The sequence below is a fragment of the Bradyrhizobium sp. 23AC genome (assembly GCF_054863025.1).
Window position 1 is genome coordinate 969812 of record NZ_JAVAYN010000001.1, and the last position, 18926, is coordinate 988737.

The window sequence follows — 18926 nt, forward strand, 5'->3', positions numbered from 1 at the left end:
GATCAACGCGTCGTCCTAACGTGGCTGGGCGTCTTTTAGCGTGATTTCGGGCAAAAGCAGATAACGATTTCGCGTGAAATGATGTCTGGAGGCGGCTGCCTCACATATGGCTGTCTTCTTCCTCGACCAGAATCTCGCGCTTGCCGGCGTGGTTGGCGGGTCCGACGATGCCTTCCAGTTCCATGCGCTCCATCAAGGATGCGGCGCGGTTATAGCCGATCTGCAGGCGGCGCTGGATGTAGCTGGTCGAGGCCTTGCGGTCGCGTTTGACGATCGCAACGGCCTGCTGGAAGAGGTCGCCGCCGCCATCGCCGCCCATGCCGGTGGCGTCGAACACCGCACCGTCCTCGTCCTCCGTGGGCTCTTCGGCCGTGACGGCCTCGAGATATTCCGGCTGGCCCTGCGTCTTGAGGTGACGCACCACCTTCTCGACTTCCTCGTCGGAGGCAAAAGGTCCGTGCACACGGCTGATGCGGCCGCCGCCGGCCATGTAGAGCATGTCGCCCTGGCCGAGCAGTTGCTCGGCGCCCATCTCGCCCAAAATGGTGCGGCTGTCGATCTTGGACGTGACCTGGAAGGCGATGCGGGTCGGGAAGTTCGCCTTGATGGTGCCGGTGATGACGTCGACCGACGGACGCTGCGTCGCGAGGATCACGTGCAGGCCGGCGGCGCGCGCCATCTGCGCGAGGCGCTGCACCGCGCCTTCGATGTCCTTGCCGGCGACCATCATCAGGTCGGCCATTTCGTCGACGATGATGACGATGTAGGGCAGCGGGTCGAGCGAGAGCTTCTCTTCCTCGTAGATCGCCTTGCCGGTCTCCTTGTCGAAGCCGGTATGCACCGTGCGCGTCGGCTCTTCGCCCTTGGCCTTCAATTCGAGCAGGCGCGTGTTGTAGCCGTCGATGTTGCGCACACCGAGCTTGGCCATGTTCTTGTAGCGCTCTTCCATCTCGCGCACGGCCCATTTCAGCGCGACCACCGCCTTCTTCGGGTCGGTCACGACGGGCGTGAGCAGATGGGGAATGCCGTCATAGACGGAGAGTTCGAGCATCTTCGGATCGACCATGATCAGGCGGCACTGGTCCGGACGCAGCCGGTAGACCAGGCTGAGGATCATGGTGTTGATGGCGACCGATTTGCCGGAGCCGGTGGTGCCGGCGATCAGCATGTGCGGCGTGCGCGCGAGGTCGATGATCACAGGATCGCCGCCGATGGTCTTGCCGAGGCAGAGCGGCAGCTTCGCCACCGTCTCGGTGGCTTCCTTGGCGATCAGCAGCTCGCGCAAATAGACCTTTTCGCGGTGCGCGTTCGGCAGCTCGATGCCGATGGCGTTGCGGCCGGGCACGACGGCGACGCGCGCCGACAGCGCGCTCATCGAGCGGGCGATGTCGTCGGCAAGTCCGATCACGCGCGACGATTTGATGCCGGGCGCCGGCTCCAGCTCGTACAGCGTGACCACGGGGCCCGGATTGGCCTTCACGATTTCGCCGCGCACGCCAAAGTCCTGCAGCACGCCTTCGAGTGAACGCGAATTGGCTTCCAGCTCGGCCTTGCTGAGCGGCTGGCGATCGCCGGCCTTCGGCGCGGCCAGCACGGAGACGGACGGAAGCTCGAACTTGTCGGAGGATTTCTTCGCGGCGGCTTTCGGGGCAGCCTTCTTGCGCGGGGCGCGCGCGGCGGGCTCCTCCTCTTCCTCCTCGTCTTCTTCCTCTTCCTCGTGCTGATCCTCGTAGTCCTCGTCCTCGGATTGCGGTGAGATCGAGGGCGCGGCGCGGCCGCCGCCGAGATTCGGCTCCTGGCGGCTGAATGCCACGGCCTTGGTTTTCGGTCCGCTCGAGACCAGCGAGCGGTAAGCAGCACCACACAGCCAGATCAGCCGCGCCTTCGTGCTCATCAGTGCATGGAACAGCCAGCCCAGCGACACCGAGCCCCGATCGTTCTCCTCGTCCTCGTCGAGTGGCTTATCGTCATCCTCGATCTCCGCCAGCTCGTCGTCGTGCTCGCGGGCGCCAAGACCGCATGCGATCAGGAAGGTCGCGGCCATCGCGGCGAACAGGATCGTGCCCAGAACCACGCGATAGATCGTGCCGGCCGGCCCGAAAATCACGGCGGGCGCGCGCACGAGCGCATCGCCGACCACGCCGCCGAGGCCGGTCGGCAGCGGCCATGCGCCGCCATGCGGCCAGCAGCTGACGAAGCCTGCCGCGATCACCGTGCAGAGAATCCAGGAGCCGAGCCGCAGCGCCTCGCGGTCGAACGGGCGGTGGGTCATCATGCGCCAGCCCCAGACCGCGACGGTCAGGACCAGCATGATGGCGCCGAGCCCGAGGATCTGCATCGCAAGGTCGGCGCCGATCGCGCCGGCATAACCGAGAATGTTGCGGATTGGCCTGGAGGTCGCATGGCTCAGGCTGGGGTCCTGCACCGACCAGGTCATCAGCGCGGCCGAGGCAACGCCCGACAACGCGATCAGGCCGAAGCCGGTGAGCTCGCGCACGCGCCGCGCCAGTCCCTCGCGGATCGAGGGCGGCAGATGGCCGACCAGTGGAATGACACGTTCGATTGCCGACATGCTCATGGGCCCCGCCTAACCCAGAGTCTCGACCAGCCGGTGCAACGCCTGCGCCGTGGTCTCGCCATCCTGCACCAGCGCCAGGCGAATGTAGCCTGCACCGGGATTGAAGCCGTCAGGCTGTTGCCGCGCCAAAAAGCTGCCGGGCACCACGCGCACGCCTGCTTCCTTGAACAATTTCAGACACACGGACACGTCGTCGCCGATCTCGGACGTGTTGAGCCAGACGCAGAAGCCGGCGTCGGGCCGGCGATAGCCGTAACGATTGCCGATGATCTGGTCGGCGAGATCGAACTTGATCCGGTAGAGCCGGCGGTTCTCCTCGACATGCGCCTCGTCGCCATAGGCAAAGGTTGCGACATGCTGGAGCGGCACCGGCACCTGCGGCGCCGCGATGTTGCGCAGCTCCAGGAACATGCCGATGAATTTCTTGTCGCCGGCGGCGAAGCCGACGCGCAGGCCCGGCAGGTTCGAGCGCTTCGACAGTGACTGGAACGCAGCCACGCGGGTGAAATCGGGGCCGGCGCATTCGAGCGCACTGCCCGGTGCTTCGCGGGTGTAGATCTCCGAATAGCATTCGTCGCTGAGGATCATGAAGCCGTAGCGATCGGCGAGTTGCTTCAACCGCTTGAAATAGTCGGGCTTGGCGACGGAGCCCTGCGGATTGGCCGGCGAGGCCAGATAGAACGCCACCGTGCGTGCGAGCGTCGCCTCGTCGATGGCATCGAGGTCAGGCAGGAAGCCGTTCTCGACGGTGGTCGGCAGGTAGACCGGCTCGCAAGCTGCGGCACCCGCGCCGGCGCCGTAGACCGGATAGAACGGGTTCGGCATCAGGATCGCGGGTTTGCCGGGGCGTGGGCCGACATAGCGAACGGCCGCGATCGCGGCGAGGAACAGCCCCTCGCGGCTGCCATTGAGGACGAGCATCTCGCTCTTGGGGTCGAGCGGTCGCGGCAGCTTGAAGCGCGACGACAGCCAGGCGCTCGCGGCCTGGCGGAACGGGTCGGTGCCCTGGTTCATCGGGTAGCGGCCGAAATCGGCGATGTGCTTGGCCAGCACCGGGCCGACGAAATCAGGCACCGGATGCTGCGGTTCGCCGACCGCGAGCGAAATCAAGGGCTTGCCGGGTTGATGCGGCGCCAGCAGCTCGTTCAGCCGGACGAAGGGCGAGCGCCCGGTATCGGAGCTTCCACTGGCCTGTGGCGCACGGGATGAAGCGGTCATGACCATTCTGGGCGCCAGCACTCTCGGAACAGCCGGTCGCGCGAAGGCCCCGGCGGGAAGCGGTTCAGTTCACCATAGATAGGGCGAGGTTAAGACGCGATTAACCATCGGCCGCCGCCTCCGTCCAGAGCAGGAATAATGAGGCCGGATAACAACGGGATGCGCGGCGGGTGAGGGCTCGCACCTCTCGCGGAACCCCGCTGTGGAGACACCCTCTCCCCAACCCTCCCCCGCATGCTGGGGAGGGAGCGCACCGTCATCATGGCCTCAGCGCCCCGGCAGCTTCTCGAATGTCTTCATCCCCGCCGGGATCGCATGAAACTCCTGCATGTCGCAGGTGTAGATCGCCATCTGCGGATGGAACTGCTTTGGCTCGTCCAGCGTGCCGACTTTCAGGATCGCCGCCGGAAGGCCCGGAGCCCTGGTCACCAGATGGGTGCCGCACTCGGCGCAGAATTCGCGCGTGACGGCACGTTCGAGATCCTTGCGGGTGAACTGCTTGGGCTGCCCCAGGATGTAGCTGAAGCCGGCCGCCGGCATCGCGATGAAGGTGTTGGGTGCGCCGCCCGAGATGTACTGGCACTCGCGGCAATGACACTGGGCCTGCATCATCGGATCACCTTCGGCTTTGTAACGCACTTCGCCGCAATAGCATCCGCCTTCCAAACGCATGACGACCTCCCCGATTATTGTTTCTTGTGGTCGATATTTCTGCGCCGCCGGTGCGGAATGGCAATCCTTTTCTTGGCTGTGAAATCAAAAAGCACCCTGCCCAAAAGAAAGGGGCTCCAGCTTGCGCTGGAGCCCCTCAACGGTCAGGGCATTGCCGGGTATGTGCCCGAACCGTAGTTCTGGACGTGGTCTCCGAGGAGACCACGCCCGGGAGGAGACTTACATGTTGTAGGCGCGCTCGGTGTGCTCGGTGATGTCGAGGCCTTCACGCTCGCTCTCGACATTGGTCCGCAGCCCAACGATCACGTCGACGACCTTGTAGAGGATCGCCGAACCGATGCCCGACCACACCAGCGTGGTGCCGACGCCCCAGATCTGGGACATCATCTGCGCCGCGAAGTCGTAGTCGCCGACCTTCGGCGGGATCGCGGTGTAGTCCATGACGCCAGCGCCACCGAGGGCGGGGTTGACGAGGATGCCGGTGCCGATGGCGCCGACGATGCCGCCGACGCAGTGCACGCCGAACACGTCGAGGCTGTCATCGTAGCCGAGCGCGTTCTTCACGACGGTGCAGAAGAACAGGCAGACTACGCCGACGATGAGGCCGAGGACAATCGCGCCCATGACGCCGGAGTAGCCGGCCGCAGGGGTGACGGCCACGAGGCCCGCGACAGCGCCGGAGATGACGCCGAGCACCGACGGATGACCCTTGATGATCCACTCCGCGAACATCCACGACAGCGCGGCGGCTGCGGTGGCGACGAAGGAGTTGGTCATGGCAAGGGCGGCGCCGCCGTTGGCTTCGAGGTTGGAGCCGGCGTTGAAGCCGAACCAGCCGACCCAGAGCAGCGAGGCGCCGATCATCGACATGGTCAGCGAGTGCGGGGCCATCAGCTCCTTGCCGTAGCCGACGCGCTTGCCGATCAGGAGAGCGCCGATGAGGCCTGCGATGCCGGCGTTGATGTGCACCACGGTGCCGCCCGCGAAGTCGATCGCGCCCTTCTTGAAGATCCAGCCGGCGTCGGCATTAATCTCGTCGAGCTTGGCCTGCGCCGCGGTCTTCGCGGCCGCATCAGTGGCAGCAGCGAGCGCCTTGGCCGCATCCTGGATCAGGTCCGGACCCTGCCAGTACCAGACCATGTGCGCGATCGGGAAGTAAATCAGCGTGACCCAGAGCGGGATGAACAGGGCGATCGCCGAGAACTTCATGCGCTCGGCGAAGGCGCCGACGATGAGGGCGGGCGTGATCGCCGCGAAGGTCATCTGGAAGCACACATAGATGAGCTCCGAGATGTTGGCGTCGACCGAGAAGGTCGCGGCCTTCGTATCGGTGGTGACGCCCATCATGAAGGCCTTGGAGAAGCCGCCGATGAAGTCGGAACCGCCGGTGAAGGTGAGGCTGTAGCCGTACACGGCCCAGATCACGGTGACGACGCAGACGGTGTAGAACACCTGCATCAGGACGGAGAGCATGTTCTTGGAGCGGACGAGACCGCCGTAGAACAGCGCGAGGCCGGGGATCGTCATCAACAGCACCAGCACTGTCGATGTCAGCATCCAGGCGTTGTCTCCCTTGTTGACCGTTGGCTCGGCGTAGGCTGCGGTCGCAGCGAACAGGCCGACTGCGAGAGCCGCCAATCCCGCGCCATAGGGACGCTTGAACGTCATATTATTCACTCCTGATTGGATAAAGGTTGAGCGCGAAATCAAAGGGCCGCGGCATCGGCCTCGCCGGTGCGGATGCGCACCGCGTGGTCGAGGTTGATGACGAAGATCTTGCCGTCGCCGATCTGTCCGGTTTTCGCGGCGGACGTGATGGCGTCGATGGTCTTGTCGACCTGGTCGGAGGCGACAGCGACCTCGATCTTGATCTTGGGCAGGAAGCTCACGGCATATTCGGCGCCGCGATAGATTTCCGTATGGCCCTTCTGGCGGCCATATCCCTTGACTTCCGTCACCGTGAGACCGTGAACGCCGATGGCGGTCAGGGCGTCACGGACTTCTTCCAGCTTGAATGGCTTGATAATCGCCATAACAATTTTCATGGGTCCTATCCCCGCTTGGGCCCGGTCCGGACGTGGCCGGGCGTTCTCGACTGGTTCGCCACGAGGGAGAAAGTTCACTACGCGGGCACAGCCTGGACCCTTAGAATCAAATGCCGTGCCAGATCGGGCGCGTTGCCTAACGGGCTATGAAAACGGGTGTTTTCGCGATGAACGCGTATTGCGGTGCAGTGCGCTATTCCGTCGCGCCCAAAACGTGGTCATGCCTGCCCAAAATGCGAGCATGACAGGCTGCCGACACAATATTGCTCATGCGTCGGGCAGTGTAGAGGTAATTAAGTAGCGTCGTCGCTTATTGCAGGGCTTCGCCGTGCTGCGAAATATCCAGCCCCTCAAGCTCGTGCTCACGGGATACGCGCAGGGGCACGAACAGGCCAACCAGCTTGAGCAGGATGAAGCTCACGCCGGCCGACCAGACGAAGGTGACGGCGACGCCATAAAACTGGATCAGGAGCTGCTGCGGGTGGCCCTCCAGCAGGCCGGCGGTGCCGCCGATGGCGCTGGTCGCGAACACGCCGGCGAGCAGGGTCCCGGTCAGGCCGCCGATGCCGTGGACGCCGAACACGTCGAGCGAATCGTCATAGTTGAAGCGGTGCTTCAGCCAGGTGCAGGCCCAGTAGCAAACCGCACCCGCAATGATGCCGATGACGATGCCGTGCCAGGGCGCGACGAATCCGGAGGCCGGCGTGATGGTGCCGAGCCCGGCCACCGCGCCGGAGATCATGCCGAGCACGGAGGGCTTGCGCCGTGTCGACCATTCGATCGCGCCCCAGGTCAACGCGCCGGAGCAGGCGGCAAGATGGGTCGCGATGATCGCCATCACCGCGCGCGAATTGGCCGCGCCCGCCGAGCCGCCGTTGAAGCCGAACCAGCCGACCCACAACAGGCCGGTGCCCATCACTGCAAGGGAGAGATCGAACGGCGAGAGATTTTCGCTGCCGTAGCCGTGACGGCGCCCCATCACCTTGGCGGCGACGAGGCCGGCGGTGCCGGCCGACAGATGCACGACGAGGCCGCCGGCGAAATCCAGCACGCCCATGCTGTTGAGGAAGCCGCCGCCCCACACCCAATGCGCCAGCGGAATGTAGACGAAGATGAACCAGGCGACGGAGAACAGGAGATAGGCGGAGAACCGCATCCGGTCGGCGACCGAGCCGGCGACCAGCGCCACCGTGATGATGGCAAACGTCATCTGGTACAGCATGAACAGCGATTCCGGGATGGTCTTCGCGGCCGGGTTGACGCTGTCCATGGTCATGCCGGCGAGAAACCAGCGGTCGAGCGTGCCGATCCACGGGCCGTCGCCGACGAAGCACAGCGAATAGCCGAACGCGACCCAGAGAATGGAGATCAAAGTCACCGCGGCGAGGCTCTGCGCCATGGTGGCGAGCACGTTCTTCTTGCGCACCATGCCGGAATAGAACAGCGCGAGTCCCGGGATCGTCATCATCAGCACCAGCGCGGTGGCGACGATCATCCAGGCGGTATCGGCGGTGTTGATCTCGGAGGCCGCGGCGCGTGCCGGCGAAGCCATGATCGACACAAGTCCGATCGGCGCAGCCATGGCAGCTGCGCGGCGCAAATATCCCGCCATGTCGTTCCCCCCGGCATCAATTGGCGTCGCACATTGTGGCGTCGTTGCCCGGTGCGATCGAAGAAGATCAGAGCGTTTTCGAGCGAAGCGGATACCGGATCGCGTGAGGAAAACGCGTCAAAACAAAATCTAGAGCGCGTCGCTGTCGGTTTCGCCGGTGCGGATGCGCAGCGCGTGGTCGATCGGCGTGACGAAGATCTTGCCGTCGCCGATCTGCCCGGTGCGCGCGGTCGAGGTGATCACGGCGACCGCCTTGTCGGCGACGTCGGAGGCGACCGCGATCTCGATGCGCAGCTTCGGCAGGAAGTTCACGACATATTCGGCGCCGCGATAGATCTCGGTGTGGCCCTTCTGCCGGCCATAACCCTTCACCTCGGTCACGGTCATGCCGTGGACGCCGATCGCCGTCAGGGCCTGGCGGACCTCATCGAGCTTGAAGGGTTTGATGATCGCGACGACGAGTTTCATGGTCAGGCCTATTCTTCGGGATGCGCCGCGCCGTATGTCCCCGGCGCAGCGTCAATCTGGCATCTTTCCGGGCAAATGGCATAAAAAAGTTGCAGACTGAAGCGGAAAAACGTTTGAGCTTATGAACGGCCGCCTCTGTACAGGGCATCCGTTCATCCTTCACAATGCATTTTTGGCATGAATGCGGTGAACCCGCGCCTGCCAAGCGGTACATAAGTATTTTGAGGGGACGCTTCATGGCGAGTTGGTTCTACGCATCCGAGGGCAAGCAGCAGGGGCCCTTTCCGGAAGGGCAATTCCGCGATCTCGTCGCCCAGGGCGTCGTGCGCCCGGATACGCTGGTGTGGACCGAGGGCATGGCCGGCTGGCAAAAGGCCGCCGAAATCCCCGGCCTGGTCGGGGGCGGCGGCGCGCCGCCGATGATCCCGGCAGGCGGCCCGCCCATGATGAGCTCCGGTGGCTATGCCGGCGGCGGAGGCGGAGTGGCGGGATCGCTGGCGGTCGATTTCGGCGTCCTCGAGTTCACCTGGCGCACGCTCCTGCTCGCGATCGGCTCGTGCTTCATCATCCCGGTGCCGTGGCTGTTCGTCTGGTACACGAAATGGATCGTGCCCTGCATCAAGGTCCCCGGGCGCCCCAATCTCAGCTTCACCGGCAGCGCGATGACGCTGGTGCCCTGGTTTTTCGGCTTCATCGTTCTGGCGATCGTGCTCGGCTTCGTCGGCAGCCAGTTGCTGAGCAATCTGCTCTTCATCGTCCAGATCGTGCTCTACTGGCTCCTGATCAAATGGCTGATCGCGAACCTTGCCTCCAACGGGCAGCCTTTGGGCTTGAGCTTCACCGGTTCGGTCTGGGCCTATATCGGCTGGAATCTGCTGTTTGCGATTTCCATCATCACCATCATCGGCTGGGCCTGGGTCGCTGCAGCCCAGATGCGCTGGTTCTGCCGCAGCATCGAGGGCACGCGGCGCGAGATCGTGTTCAAGGGCTCTGGTCTCGATATCCTCTGGCGCGGCATCGTCGCTGCGATCCTGTGCAGCCTGATCATCCCGATCCCGTGGGTGTATCGCTGGATCATGAACTGGTTCGCGTCGCAGACCGTGCTCGCTCCGCGCGGATCGCAGGCGGCATGACCTGGAGCTATGAGCGCGAGATCCCGCGCTTATAGCTAGGCCTTCCGTTCGCGCACGGAGCCTTCCTGCGCGACGGAGGCGACCAGCGTTCCGTCCGGCTTGAAGATCGAGCCGCGGGTCAGGCCGCGGCCGCCGCGCGCGCTCGGCGAATCCTGTGCGTAGAGCAGCCATTCGTCGGCGCGGAACGGGCGGTGAAACCACATCGCATGGTCGAGGCTGGCCGGCATCATGCGCTTGTCGAAAAGCGTGCGGCCATAGCGTGCCATGATCGCGTCCAGCAGCGAGAAGTCCGAGGCGTAGGCGAGCGCGCACATGTGCAGCGCTGGATCGTCGGGCAGCTTCGCGGCGGTCTTGATCCAGACGTGAATGCGGCCGTCGTCAATCTTCTGACCGAAATAGCGACCGAGCTCGACCGGGCGCAGCTCGATCGGACGGTCGGATTCATAGTAGCGCCGGATGAACTCCGGCATCTCCTTGAACATCGGCTGCTTCGCCACCTCCTCCGCCGTGAGCTTCTCCGGCGGTGGCACGTCGGGCATCTTGTCCTGATGGTCGAACGCACTCTCCTCTTCGGCGTGGAACGACACCATGATCGAGAAGATCGCGTTGCCGTGCTGGATCGCGGTGACGCGGCGGGTCGAATAGCTCTTGCCGTCGCGCAGGCGTTCGACCTGGTAGATGATCGGGATCTGCGGATCGCCCGGGAGGACGAAATAGCAGTGCAGCGAATGCGGCAGCCGGCCCTCGACCGTGCGGCAGGCCGCGACCATCGCCTGCCCGATCACCTGGCCGCCGAACACCCGCTGCCAGCTGGTCTTCGGGCTGTTGCCCCGGAACAGATTCACCTCGAGCTGCTCGAGGTCGAGGATCGAAATGAGGTCGATCAGGCTTTTGGACATGGAGTGAGCTTTCTCGCCGTCGTTCCGGGGCGGATGGTCCGGAATGACACAATGGGACCGTTCCGCCCTTGTTTCACCGCACTGTTTCGCCCACCTCAAGTCTGCTAGCAAGACCAGGATTTGACCGGGAATTTGGGTATGTCGGTACAGGGTAGCATTGTCATTGGTGGCGGCGCGTTTGCAGGGCTTGCGCTGGCCCTGGCGCTGCGACAGGGGCTCGGGCCCGAGATTCCCGTCATCGTCGCCGATCCCGCGCTCGCCACGCGGCCGAGCCGCGACCCCCGCGCCACCGCGATCGTGGCCGCCTGCCGCCGCCTGTTCGAGGCGATCGGCGCCTGGGACGACGTCAGGAGCGAGGCGCAGCCGATCCTCGACATGGTCGTCACAGACTCGAAACTGGAAGACGCCACTCGTCCGGTCTTCCTCAATTTTGTCGGCGATGTCGCGCCGGGCGAGCCCTTTGCGCATATGGTCGAGAACCGCCGCCTGATCGATGCGCTGGTGGTGCGTGCAGAGGCCGAGGGCATCGATCTGCGCGCCACCACGGTCGCATCCTACGATGCGCGCGCCGAGGGCATCGACGTGACGCTCGGGGACGGCAGCGTCATCGCAGCCAGCCTGCTGGTTGCCGCCGATGGCGCAAGGTCAAAGCTGCGCGAGCGCGCCGGCATCGCCACCCATGGCTGGGAGTATGACCAGTCCGGCATCGTCGTCACGGTCGGCCATGAGCGCGATCACGAGGGCCGCGCCGAAGAACATTTTCTGCCGGCGGGCCCGTTCGCGATTCTGCCGCTCTCGGGAAAACGCTCGTCGCTGGTATGGACCGAGCGCCGAGCTGAGGCCGCGCGCATCATTGCTCTCAGCGACGAAGAGTTTCACGCCGAGCTCGAGCAGCGTTTCGGCCTGCATCTCGGCGAGGTGAAGGCGCTCGACAAGCCGCGCGCGTTTCCGCTGTCCTATTTCGTGGCGCGCTCGTTCATCGCCACCCGCCTCGCGCTGGTCGGCGATGCCGCCCATGTCATCCACCCCATTGCGGGCCAGGGCCTCAACATGGGCCTGAAGGATGTCGCCGCGCTGGCCGAAGTCGTGGTCGATGCCGCGCGGCTCGGCATGGACCTCGGCGCCGCCGACGTGCTCGAGCGCTATCAGCGCTGGCGCCGTTTCGACACCATGGCGATGGGCGTTGCCACCAACTCGCTGAACTTCCTGTTCTCCAACCAGTCGACGCTGCTGCGCACCGTCCGCGACATCGGCCTCGGCCTCGTCGACCGCGCCCCGCCGCTGAAGAACCTCTTCATCCGCCAGGCCGCCGGGCTCACGGGCGAGGTGCCGCGGTTGTTGAAGGGCGAGGCGCTGTAAGGGCGAATGGTGAGCAGCGAATGGCGAGTGGATCCATTCGCTACTCGCCATTCCTTACTCGCCGCCTCAATCAATCTTGCGCGCCTCTTCCGGCAGCATGATCGGGATGCCGTCACGGATCGGATAAGCCAGCTTGGCGCTGCGCGAGATCAGTTCCTGCTTTGCAGAATCGAACTCCAGCGGGCCCTTGGTCAGCGGGCAGACGAGAATCTCCAGCAATTTGGGATCGACACTGGCTTCGGGACGTTCGGTGGACGCGTTCATTGGAGTCTCCGGCAATCGGTTGCCTCTAGCACAGAAATCCGCGCCCGCCCATCGCGGCTGCCAAAGCGTTTTCCAGCGCAGTAGGTTACCGGTTCGCGCAAAGAAAACGCGTCAAGATAGGAAATCTACGCGAAGACCATCGTCAAGACCTCGTCGAGCAGGGCCTGCAGCCGTGCTGCCGGCACCGGCGCGCCTGACAGGGCGAAGCCGAGGAATGTCCAATACAGGATCTGCGCCCGGGCCTGCGCGGTTGCGGGGGTGAGCCCGCGTTTTTCCAGCAACCCCTCGATATAGTCGAGCCGGCGGCGGTCGATCGCCCGCACGGCCCCTTGCGCGGCCGCATCGAAGGCCGCCCAATTGCGCACCGCGCGTTCGAGCTCGAGCCGTGCGCCGAACGACCTCCGCAGCAGCGCCTTGAGCGGTTCGTCGCTGGCGGCCTCGACATCGGCGATAATCTGCTCGGCCGCGATCTCGCGCCAGCGCTTCAGCACGGCGGCCTGGAACGCGCCGAGATCGGCGAAATGCCAATAGAAGCTGCCGCGCGACACGCCCATGGATTTTGCCAACGGATCGGCCTTGAGCGCGGTGAAGCCGCTTTTGGCGAGCGCCTTGAGACCTTCCTTGATCCAGTCGTCGGCGGAGAGCTGTTCGGTCATGTCAGTTTCCGGGATCAGACCATACACTAGTGTATTGACAGGCCGCGGACCAGCGCCTATTTCACCATACACAGATGTATGGACGACTCTTCGGGAGCCATGACGATGCGTGATCTCTTGCTCCAGTGCGCCGGCGTCCTGACCATTGCCGTGGCCCTCATCCACGGTTACCTCGGCGAGGCCAAGGTGTTCGTCCGGGCCCGCATCGAGCCGGAACGGCTGCGCACCCTGATCCGCCTGGTCTGGCAGGCCTCGACCGTTGCCTGGATTGGCGGTGGCGTCCTCCTGATCTCGGCGCCCTGGATGGGCTCGGAGCCGGCGCGGCACTGGATCGTCGCCACCATGGCCTGTGTGTTCGGCTTCTCCGCTCTCGCCAACGCATGGGCTACGCGCGGCCGGCACTTCGGCTGGATGATGCTCAGCGCGGTCGTCGTACTGGCGGTTGCGGGCTACTAGCTGCGCGTGAGGCGTAAGGCCGCAGAGGCGCGCCAAATCCGCACTGCGCACGGGGAGCACTCAGCTTTTGGCGGATGTTAGAACTTATCTAAAGCGATCCATGCTCGAACCCGATTGACTTCACCTCCTCCTTTGCTTCCTTCGGTCCCGCTCGCGGCTCGCGTAGCGCGCACGACAGAGGAGGAGACGTTCGTGAAGGTCATTCGTGTTGTTGCCATTGCACTGACGGTTGGAATGGGCATGGGGTCGGCGGCCATGGCCGACGGATTCAAGGACTGCACCAAGCTCGACAAGGCGTCATGGAAGCCGGCCAGCGAGGCCGAAGCCAAGGCCAAGGCGCTGGGCTACGAGGTGCGGCGCTCCAAGATCGAAGGCTCCTGCTATGAGGTCTATGGCGTCAAGGAAGGCAAGCTTTACGAGCTGTTCTACAGCCCCGAAGATCTCAGCCTGAAGCACACGATCGCCAAGTAAACCGCGCGAATTGATCCGCGCAAAACAAGGCTTGAGGATGGTCTTCGCTTGATCGAAGAAGCGATGCCAAAAGCGCGCGGGGTGTCCGACCGGACCCCCCCGGATCGAACCGCTTCGCGGACGGTCGCGGTCTGGGACCTCCCGCTGCGCCTCTGGCACTGGGCACTCGCGGCTAGCGTTCTGGCCGCGTGGTTCACGCCCACCGTCTATGACCGAACTCACCGCATCGTCGGCTATGCGGTGCTCGGACTCCTCGCCTTTCGATTGGCCTGGGGCTTTTGGGGAAGCCGCTATTCGCGCTTTCGCATGATCAGAGTGAGGCTTCGGGCGGCGCCAAGTTATCTCTGGAATCTGCGCCGCGGCATCACCGGCCGCTATATCGGGCTCAATCCCGCCGGCACGTTGATGCTGGTGGCGCTGCTGGCCGCGCTCGCCGTCTCGACGATCACGGGCGCGATGTCGGTCACCACCACCTTCTTCGGCGTCTGGTGGGTCGAAGACACTCACCACTATTCATCGGACGCAGTCATCGTCCTGGTCGTGCTCCACGTCGTGGGCGTGGTGCTGATGGCGCTTCTCCAGCGCGAGAACCTGATCCGCGCGATGATCACGGGGCGCAAGCGCATCCGCGGCCATCACTAGGCAGGACCAGTTCAGTTCCAACGGATGCAATCACGGGCTCGCTCAACCGCGTAGTTTCACGGGACTAGATCTATCCTAACCCGCATAATTACGTGAACTGGCGCCATTTGCCGCGAAGCATTTACCTCGCGATAGGCATGCAACTGGGCATTGTAGAAAATTAACGCGGACAAAGCCCGATCGGATCAATTCTCGGTAGTATTGACGAGGGAGCGATATTGAATGTTCCGCGTTTTTACCTGCCTCACGGCTGAGCACGACTGGCGGCTTGTCATGCTCGCTGGCTTGGTGTGCTTCGTTGCAAGCATTGTGGCCGTCAGCATCTTTCATCGGGCGATCGCCTCGCGAGCCTGGGCGCGGCTGATCTGGATTGCGATTGCCGGCGCGGCCATCGGCTACGGAATCTGGGCAACGCATTTTGTCGCAATGCTCGCCTACGAGCCCGGCGTCCCGACCGGTTACGGCCTCGTGCTGACAGCGCTGTCGCTCGCTGCGGCGATGATCCTGACCTCAGGCGGGTTTGGCGTTGCCGTCAACAATTCCGGCCGTTGGCGCGCAGCTGCCGGTGGCGGCATCATCGGCGCCGGCATTGCAAGCATGCACTACATCGGCATGTGGGCCCTCGAGGTGCCGGGTCGTGTCACCTGGTCGCCGGGGCTGGTGTTCATCTCGATCGTCCTCGGCATGGTCCTGGGCTACGTCGCGCTCGCGGTTGCCTTGGGCCACAAGAGCAAGTCGGGGACCTTCGCCGCGGCGCTGCTGCTGACGCTCGCCATCGTGTCGCATCATTTCACGGCCATGGGGGCCGTGCAGATCGTCCCAGACCCGACACTGGCAAACGACACATTGTCGCTTTCGCCGAGCTTCCTTGCCGTGGCAATCGCGGGTGTGGCCCTATCGGTGCTCGGGATGAGCTTCGTCGGCGTGCTGGCGGATCGCCGCCTTGCGACCAGAACCAGCAGATTCGAGGAAATCATCAGTGAACTTTCGCGCGCCAGGCAGCAAGTGGAAGATTCGCAACAGGAGATCCAGGACCAGAAGCTCAGGCTGGATACGGCCATCAACAACATGGTCGAGGCTCTCTGCATGTTCGATGCGGAGAGGCGACTTGTGGTCTGCAACGAACGCTATGCCCTGCTCTATCAGCTGCCGCCGGAACTGCTGAGAACGGGGACCCCGCACGCCGACATCATCAGGCATCGCGTCGTGACCGGCATTCTCAAGAGCGACACCAGCGAGGGCGCAGCCGAGCAGTTCCTGTCGAAATTGGCCGCGTTGCCGTTCGATGCGGTCTCGAGCAGAATCGACGAGTTCGCGGATGGTCGGTTGATCTGCGTGACGCGACAGCCGATGGCCGGCGGCGGGTGGGTGGCCACGCATCTTGATGTCACCGAGCAACGCCGGTCCGAGGCCAGGATCGCGCATATGGCGCAACACGATGCGTTGACCGATCTGCCAAATCGCGTGCTGCTCAGGGAGCGGATGGAGCACGCCATTGCGGTTACGCGTAGCGGCGGCGTCGATCTGGCCGTGCTCATGCTCGACCTCGATCGCTTCAAGGAAGTCAACGACACGCTCGGACATCCGGCAGGCGATTCCCTGCTGCGCGCCGTTTCTGCGCGTCTGCGCGAGTGCACCACGGAAACCGCGCTGATCGCTCGACTGGGCGGCGACGAGTTCGCCGTGATCGACTACGTGACCAACCCGGCCGTCGAGGCCGCCACCCTCGCCGAGAACATCAGGAAGGCGCTTTGCGAACCCTTTGATCTCGGCGATCACCGGGTCACGGTGGGCACCAGCATCGGCATTGCCATCGCGCCGCGCGATGGCAATGATTCCGACGTGCTGATGAAGAGTGCGGATCTCGCCCTCTACTCGGCCAAGAGTGGTGGACGTGGCGCATTCCGCTTCTTCGAGCCTGAACTCGACCAGCTCATGCATGCGCGACGCAACCTGGAGCGCGACATGCGGGATGCGCTTGCTGGCCGCGAATTCGAGCTGCACTACCAGCCATTCGTCAATACCGCGACCGGCGAGATCCGCGGCTTCGAAGCCTTGCTGCGCTGGCATCACCCGCGGCGTGGCCTGGTCTTGCCCGGCGAATTCATACCGCTCGCGGAGGAGGCCGGCTTGATCGTGCCGCTGGGAGAATGGATCTTGAGGACGGCCTGTGCGGAAGCCGCCAAATGGCCTGCCCACCTCAAGATCGCGATCAACCTGTCTCCCGCTCAATTCAGGAGCAAGGAGCTTGTCCCGGTCATTGTCGATGCACTGGCGAGTTCGGGAGTTTCGCCACACCGGCTCGAGCTCGAGGTCACCGAGACGGTGATCATGCATGACAGCGAAGCTGTATTCGCAGCACTTGGTCAATTGCGCGAGCTCGGCGTGCGAATCGCACTGGACGACTTCGGCACCGGCTATTCATCGCTGAGCTTTCTGCAAAGATTCCCGTTCGACAAGATCAAGGTCGACCGCAGCTTCGTCAACGAACTGTCCAGCGCAAGGGCAGACGCGCACCATCTCGCGCGAGCAGTCGTTCGCTTCGCAGTCAGCCTCGGCAAGACGACCACCGCCGAAGGCGTCGAAACGAAGGAGCAACTGGACGTCCTCCGTGAAGAGGGGTGCGTCGAAACGCAAGGCTACTACTTCGGTCGGCCGACGCCTGCATCCGCCATTGCGAAAATGCTGAGGCGAGGTGACAAGCGAGGTGACAAGGCAGCCGTCTGCGCTGCGTGAGCACCCGCGTCCTCACTGCAGCGGAGGATCGCCGCTGGTGCGCTTCTTGGCGAGGTCCATCTCCGTCACCGCGATCAGAATCTCGGCGCGGGTCTTCAAGTCAGGCGCTTCCAGCATGGCCTGCTTCTCCGCGGGGCCATAGGGCGACATCATCGCCAGCGCGTTGACGAGGGCTTCGTTAGGCGCGCTTTCGACGCCTTCCCAGTCGACCTTGAGATTATTGGCCTTCAGGAAGTCCGCCAGCACGGCCAGCAGCGCCTCGCGGTCGACCTCGTCCTCGCCCATGCGCGCGGTGAAGTCGTCGACGAAGGCGAAAAAATCCACCTTGCACTGCCGGTAGGCGGTGAGCACCTCGAGCTCCTCGACCACCTTGAAGCGCGAGACGCCGGTGAGCTCGAGGATGTAGCGGCCGTCGCCGGATTCGGCGAGCTGGGTGATGCGGCCGACGCAGCCGACGCGGAACAGGGTCGGCTTGTCGGAATTCTTCGGCGAGTGCGCGACATCAGGCTGGATCATGCCGATCAGGCGATGGCCGTCGCGGAAGCAATCATCGACCATCGAGAGGTAGCGCGGCTCGAAGATGTTGAGCGGCATCTGGCCGCGGGGCAGCAGCAGCGCGCCCGGCAGCGGAAACACCGGAATGATCTCCGGGAGGTCGGCGGGTCCGCGATATTCGATGTTGATCGGCATCTGGTCCCGGTCCCCGCTGACTTGGTCAACCGCGCCTACGAAAACAGGATCGTCGACAAGCGCTTGCGTCCCTCGACGGTTGCATCATCCGTGCCGCCCCAGGCCTCGAAGAACTGCACCAGCTGCTTGCGGGCGCCGTCGTCGTTCCATTTGCGGTCGCGCTTGACGATCGCGAGCAGCTGCTCGGTAGCAGCCGCACGGTTGCCTTGCGCGTTGAGCGCGGTCGCAAGGTCGAATCGGGCCTGATGATCGAGCGGGTTTGCGGCGACTTTCTGTTCCAGCTCGGCGACCGGCCCGAGCGATTGCGCCTGCTCGGCGAGATCGATCGCGGTCTGCACGGCCTTTACCGCGGGGTCGTTGCGCTTGGATTCCGGCACCATGGCGAGCGTCTGCTTGGCCTGCTCCATCGCGCCGGAGACGGCATAGCATTTTGCGAGGCCCGCGAGCGCCGCGATGTTGGTGGCATCATGCTGGAGCACCTCGGCGTAGATCTGCGCTGCCGCCGCCGCATCGCCCTCGGCGAGCACCGCTTCGGCCTCCTGCAGGATCTCGGCGATATTGGGCTCGCCCGGGGCGGTCACGCCCTTGGTGAGCTTTTCGATGAAGGCGTTGAGCTGGCTCTCGGGTACCGCGCCCATGAAGCCGTCGGCCGGCTGGCCGTTGACGAAGGCGATCACGGCCGGGATCGACTGGATGCCCATCTGGCCCGGGATCGCCGGGTGCTGGTCGATGTTCATCTTGACCAGCTTGACCTTGCCCTTGGCCGCCTTGACGGCCTTTTCGAGCAGAGGGGTGAGTTGCTTGCAGGGGCCGCACCACTCCGCCCAGAAATCGATCAGCACCGGCTGGCGCTTCGATTCCTCGATGACGTCCTTCACGAAGGTCTGGGTGGTGGTGTCCTTGATCAGATCGGCCGCAGCCGGGCCCGCCGCTCCGTTACCCTGGTCGATGATCGTCACGGGGATCCCCTCGTCTATGTCCGGAATGGCGGGTCTTTAGCACGCCGCCACACCTTATGCTCGCTGTC

Annotated in this window: 18 protein-coding genes; 6 read left to right on the top strand and 12 right to left on the bottom strand. The window is 64.2% G+C overall.

Annotated features, from left to right (window positions below):
* Window positions 1–100: 100 nt before the first annotated feature.
* The 7 genes from RAD10_RS04570 to RAD10_RS04600 form a co-directional block, all read right to left on the bottom strand.
* The gene (locus RAD10_RS04570; RefSeq protein WP_461616480.1) at window positions 101–2578 is read right to left on the bottom strand and encodes a DNA translocase FtsK; all 2478 of its coding nucleotides are present in this window, start codon (window positions 2576–2578) and stop codon (window positions 101–103) included.
* A gap of 9 nt (window positions 2579–2587) precedes the next feature.
* Window positions 2588–3802, bottom strand: coding sequence for an aminotransferase class I/II-fold pyridoxal phosphate-dependent enzyme (locus RAD10_RS04575; protein ID WP_461616481.1), 1215 nt, complete (start codon window positions 3800–3802; stop codon window positions 2588–2590).
* Window positions 3803–4063: 261 nt separating this feature from the next.
* Entirely contained in the window at window positions 4064–4468 is a 405-nt protein-coding gene (locus RAD10_RS04580) for a GFA family protein (protein ID WP_461616482.1), read from the bottom strand.
* A gap of 219 nt (window positions 4469–4687) precedes the next feature.
* On the bottom strand, window positions 4688–6136 hold the full coding sequence (locus RAD10_RS04585) for an ammonium transporter (protein WP_461616483.1): 1449 nt from the start codon (window positions 6134–6136) through the stop codon (window positions 4688–4690).
* Window positions 6137–6174: 38 nt separating this feature from the next.
* Window positions 6175–6513 carry a P-II family nitrogen regulator gene (locus tag RAD10_RS04590; RefSeq protein WP_008142813.1) on the bottom strand — a complete coding sequence of 113 codons (339 nt, stop codon included), beginning with the start codon at window positions 6511–6513 and terminating at the stop codon, window positions 6175–6177.
* Between the two features lie 310 nt (window positions 6514–6823).
* Window positions 6824–8125 (bottom strand): ammonium transporter, encoded by a 1302-nt coding sequence (locus tag RAD10_RS04595; protein WP_461616484.1) that lies wholly within the window; start codon window positions 8123–8125, stop codon window positions 6824–6826.
* A gap of 129 nt (window positions 8126–8254) precedes the next feature.
* Window positions 8255–8593, bottom strand: a complete 339-nt coding sequence (locus RAD10_RS04600; protein WP_018323564.1) for a P-II family nitrogen regulator — start codon at window positions 8591–8593, stop codon at window positions 8255–8257.
* Between the two features lie 236 nt (window positions 8594–8829).
* On the opposite strand from RAD10_RS04600, the gene RAD10_RS04605 reads away from it, so the two are divergent.
* Window positions 8830–9726, top strand: a complete 897-nt coding sequence (locus RAD10_RS04605; RefSeq protein WP_461616485.1) for a DUF4339 domain-containing protein — start codon at window positions 8830–8832, stop codon at window positions 9724–9726.
* A gap of 35 nt (window positions 9727–9761) precedes the next feature.
* Here RAD10_RS04605 and tesB read toward each other — a convergent pair whose 3' ends face one another.
* Window positions 9762–10625: an acyl-CoA thioesterase II gene (gene tesB, locus RAD10_RS04610; protein ID WP_461616486.1), complete on the bottom strand. Its 864-nt coding sequence runs from the start codon at window positions 10623–10625 to the stop codon at window positions 9762–9764.
* A 138-nt stretch (window positions 10626–10763) separates the two neighbouring features.
* Here tesB and RAD10_RS04615 point away from each other — a divergent pair, with 138 nt between their 5' ends.
* On the top strand, window positions 10764–11984 hold the full coding sequence (locus tag RAD10_RS04615) for a ubiquinone biosynthesis hydroxylase (protein ID WP_461616487.1): 1221 nt from the start codon (window positions 10764–10766) through the stop codon (window positions 11982–11984).
* A 66-nt stretch (window positions 11985–12050) separates the two neighbouring features.
* Here RAD10_RS04615 and RAD10_RS04620 read toward each other — a convergent pair whose 3' ends face one another.
* The gene (locus RAD10_RS04620) at window positions 12051–12248 is read right to left on the bottom strand and encodes a Trm112 family protein (RefSeq protein ID WP_028139353.1); all 198 of its coding nucleotides are present in this window, start codon (window positions 12246–12248) and stop codon (window positions 12051–12053) included.
* A gap of 125 nt (window positions 12249–12373) precedes the next feature.
* The gene (locus RAD10_RS04625; RefSeq protein WP_461616488.1) at window positions 12374–12904 is read right to left on the bottom strand and encodes a TetR/AcrR family transcriptional regulator; all 531 of its coding nucleotides are present in this window, start codon (window positions 12902–12904) and stop codon (window positions 12374–12376) included.
* Between the two features lie 105 nt (window positions 12905–13009).
* Here RAD10_RS04625 and RAD10_RS04630 point away from each other — a divergent pair, with 105 nt between their 5' ends.
* The 4 genes from RAD10_RS04630 (at window position 13010) to RAD10_RS04645 (ending at window position 17209) form a co-directional block, all read left to right on the top strand.
* On the top strand, window positions 13010–13360 hold the full coding sequence (locus tag RAD10_RS04630) for a hypothetical protein (protein ID WP_461616489.1): 351 nt from the start codon (window positions 13010–13012) through the stop codon (window positions 13358–13360).
* 192 nt (window positions 13361–13552) lie between these two features.
* The gene (locus RAD10_RS04635) at window positions 13553–13831 is read left to right on the top strand and encodes a PepSY domain-containing protein (RefSeq protein ID WP_018323571.1); all 279 of its coding nucleotides are present in this window, start codon (window positions 13553–13555) and stop codon (window positions 13829–13831) included.
* Window positions 13832–13879: 48 nt separating this feature from the next.
* Window positions 13880–14473 carry a cytochrome b/b6 domain-containing protein gene (locus RAD10_RS04640; protein WP_461616490.1) on the top strand — a complete coding sequence of 198 codons (594 nt, stop codon included), beginning with the start codon at window positions 13880–13882 and terminating at the stop codon, window positions 14471–14473.
* 222 nt (window positions 14474–14695) lie between these two features.
* Window positions 14696–17209 carry an EAL domain-containing protein gene (locus RAD10_RS04645; RefSeq protein WP_461616491.1) on the top strand — a complete coding sequence of 838 codons (2514 nt, stop codon included), beginning with the start codon at window positions 14696–14698 and terminating at the stop codon, window positions 17207–17209.
* Between the two features lie 12 nt (window positions 17210–17221).
* On the opposite strand, the gene RAD10_RS04650 is transcribed toward RAD10_RS04645, so the two are convergent.
* Both RAD10_RS04650 and trxA read right to left on the bottom strand, forming a co-directional pair.
* Complete coding sequence (locus RAD10_RS04650) at window positions 17222–17899, bottom strand: LON peptidase substrate-binding domain-containing protein (RefSeq protein WP_461616492.1); 678 nt, start codon at window positions 17897–17899, stop codon at window positions 17222–17224.
* A 35-nt stretch (window positions 17900–17934) separates the two neighbouring features.
* Window positions 17935–18858 (bottom strand): thioredoxin, encoded by a 924-nt coding sequence (trxA, locus tag RAD10_RS04655; protein ID WP_165637721.1) that lies wholly within the window; start codon window positions 18856–18858, stop codon window positions 17935–17937.
* Between the last annotated feature and the right edge of the window lie 68 nt (window positions 18859–18926).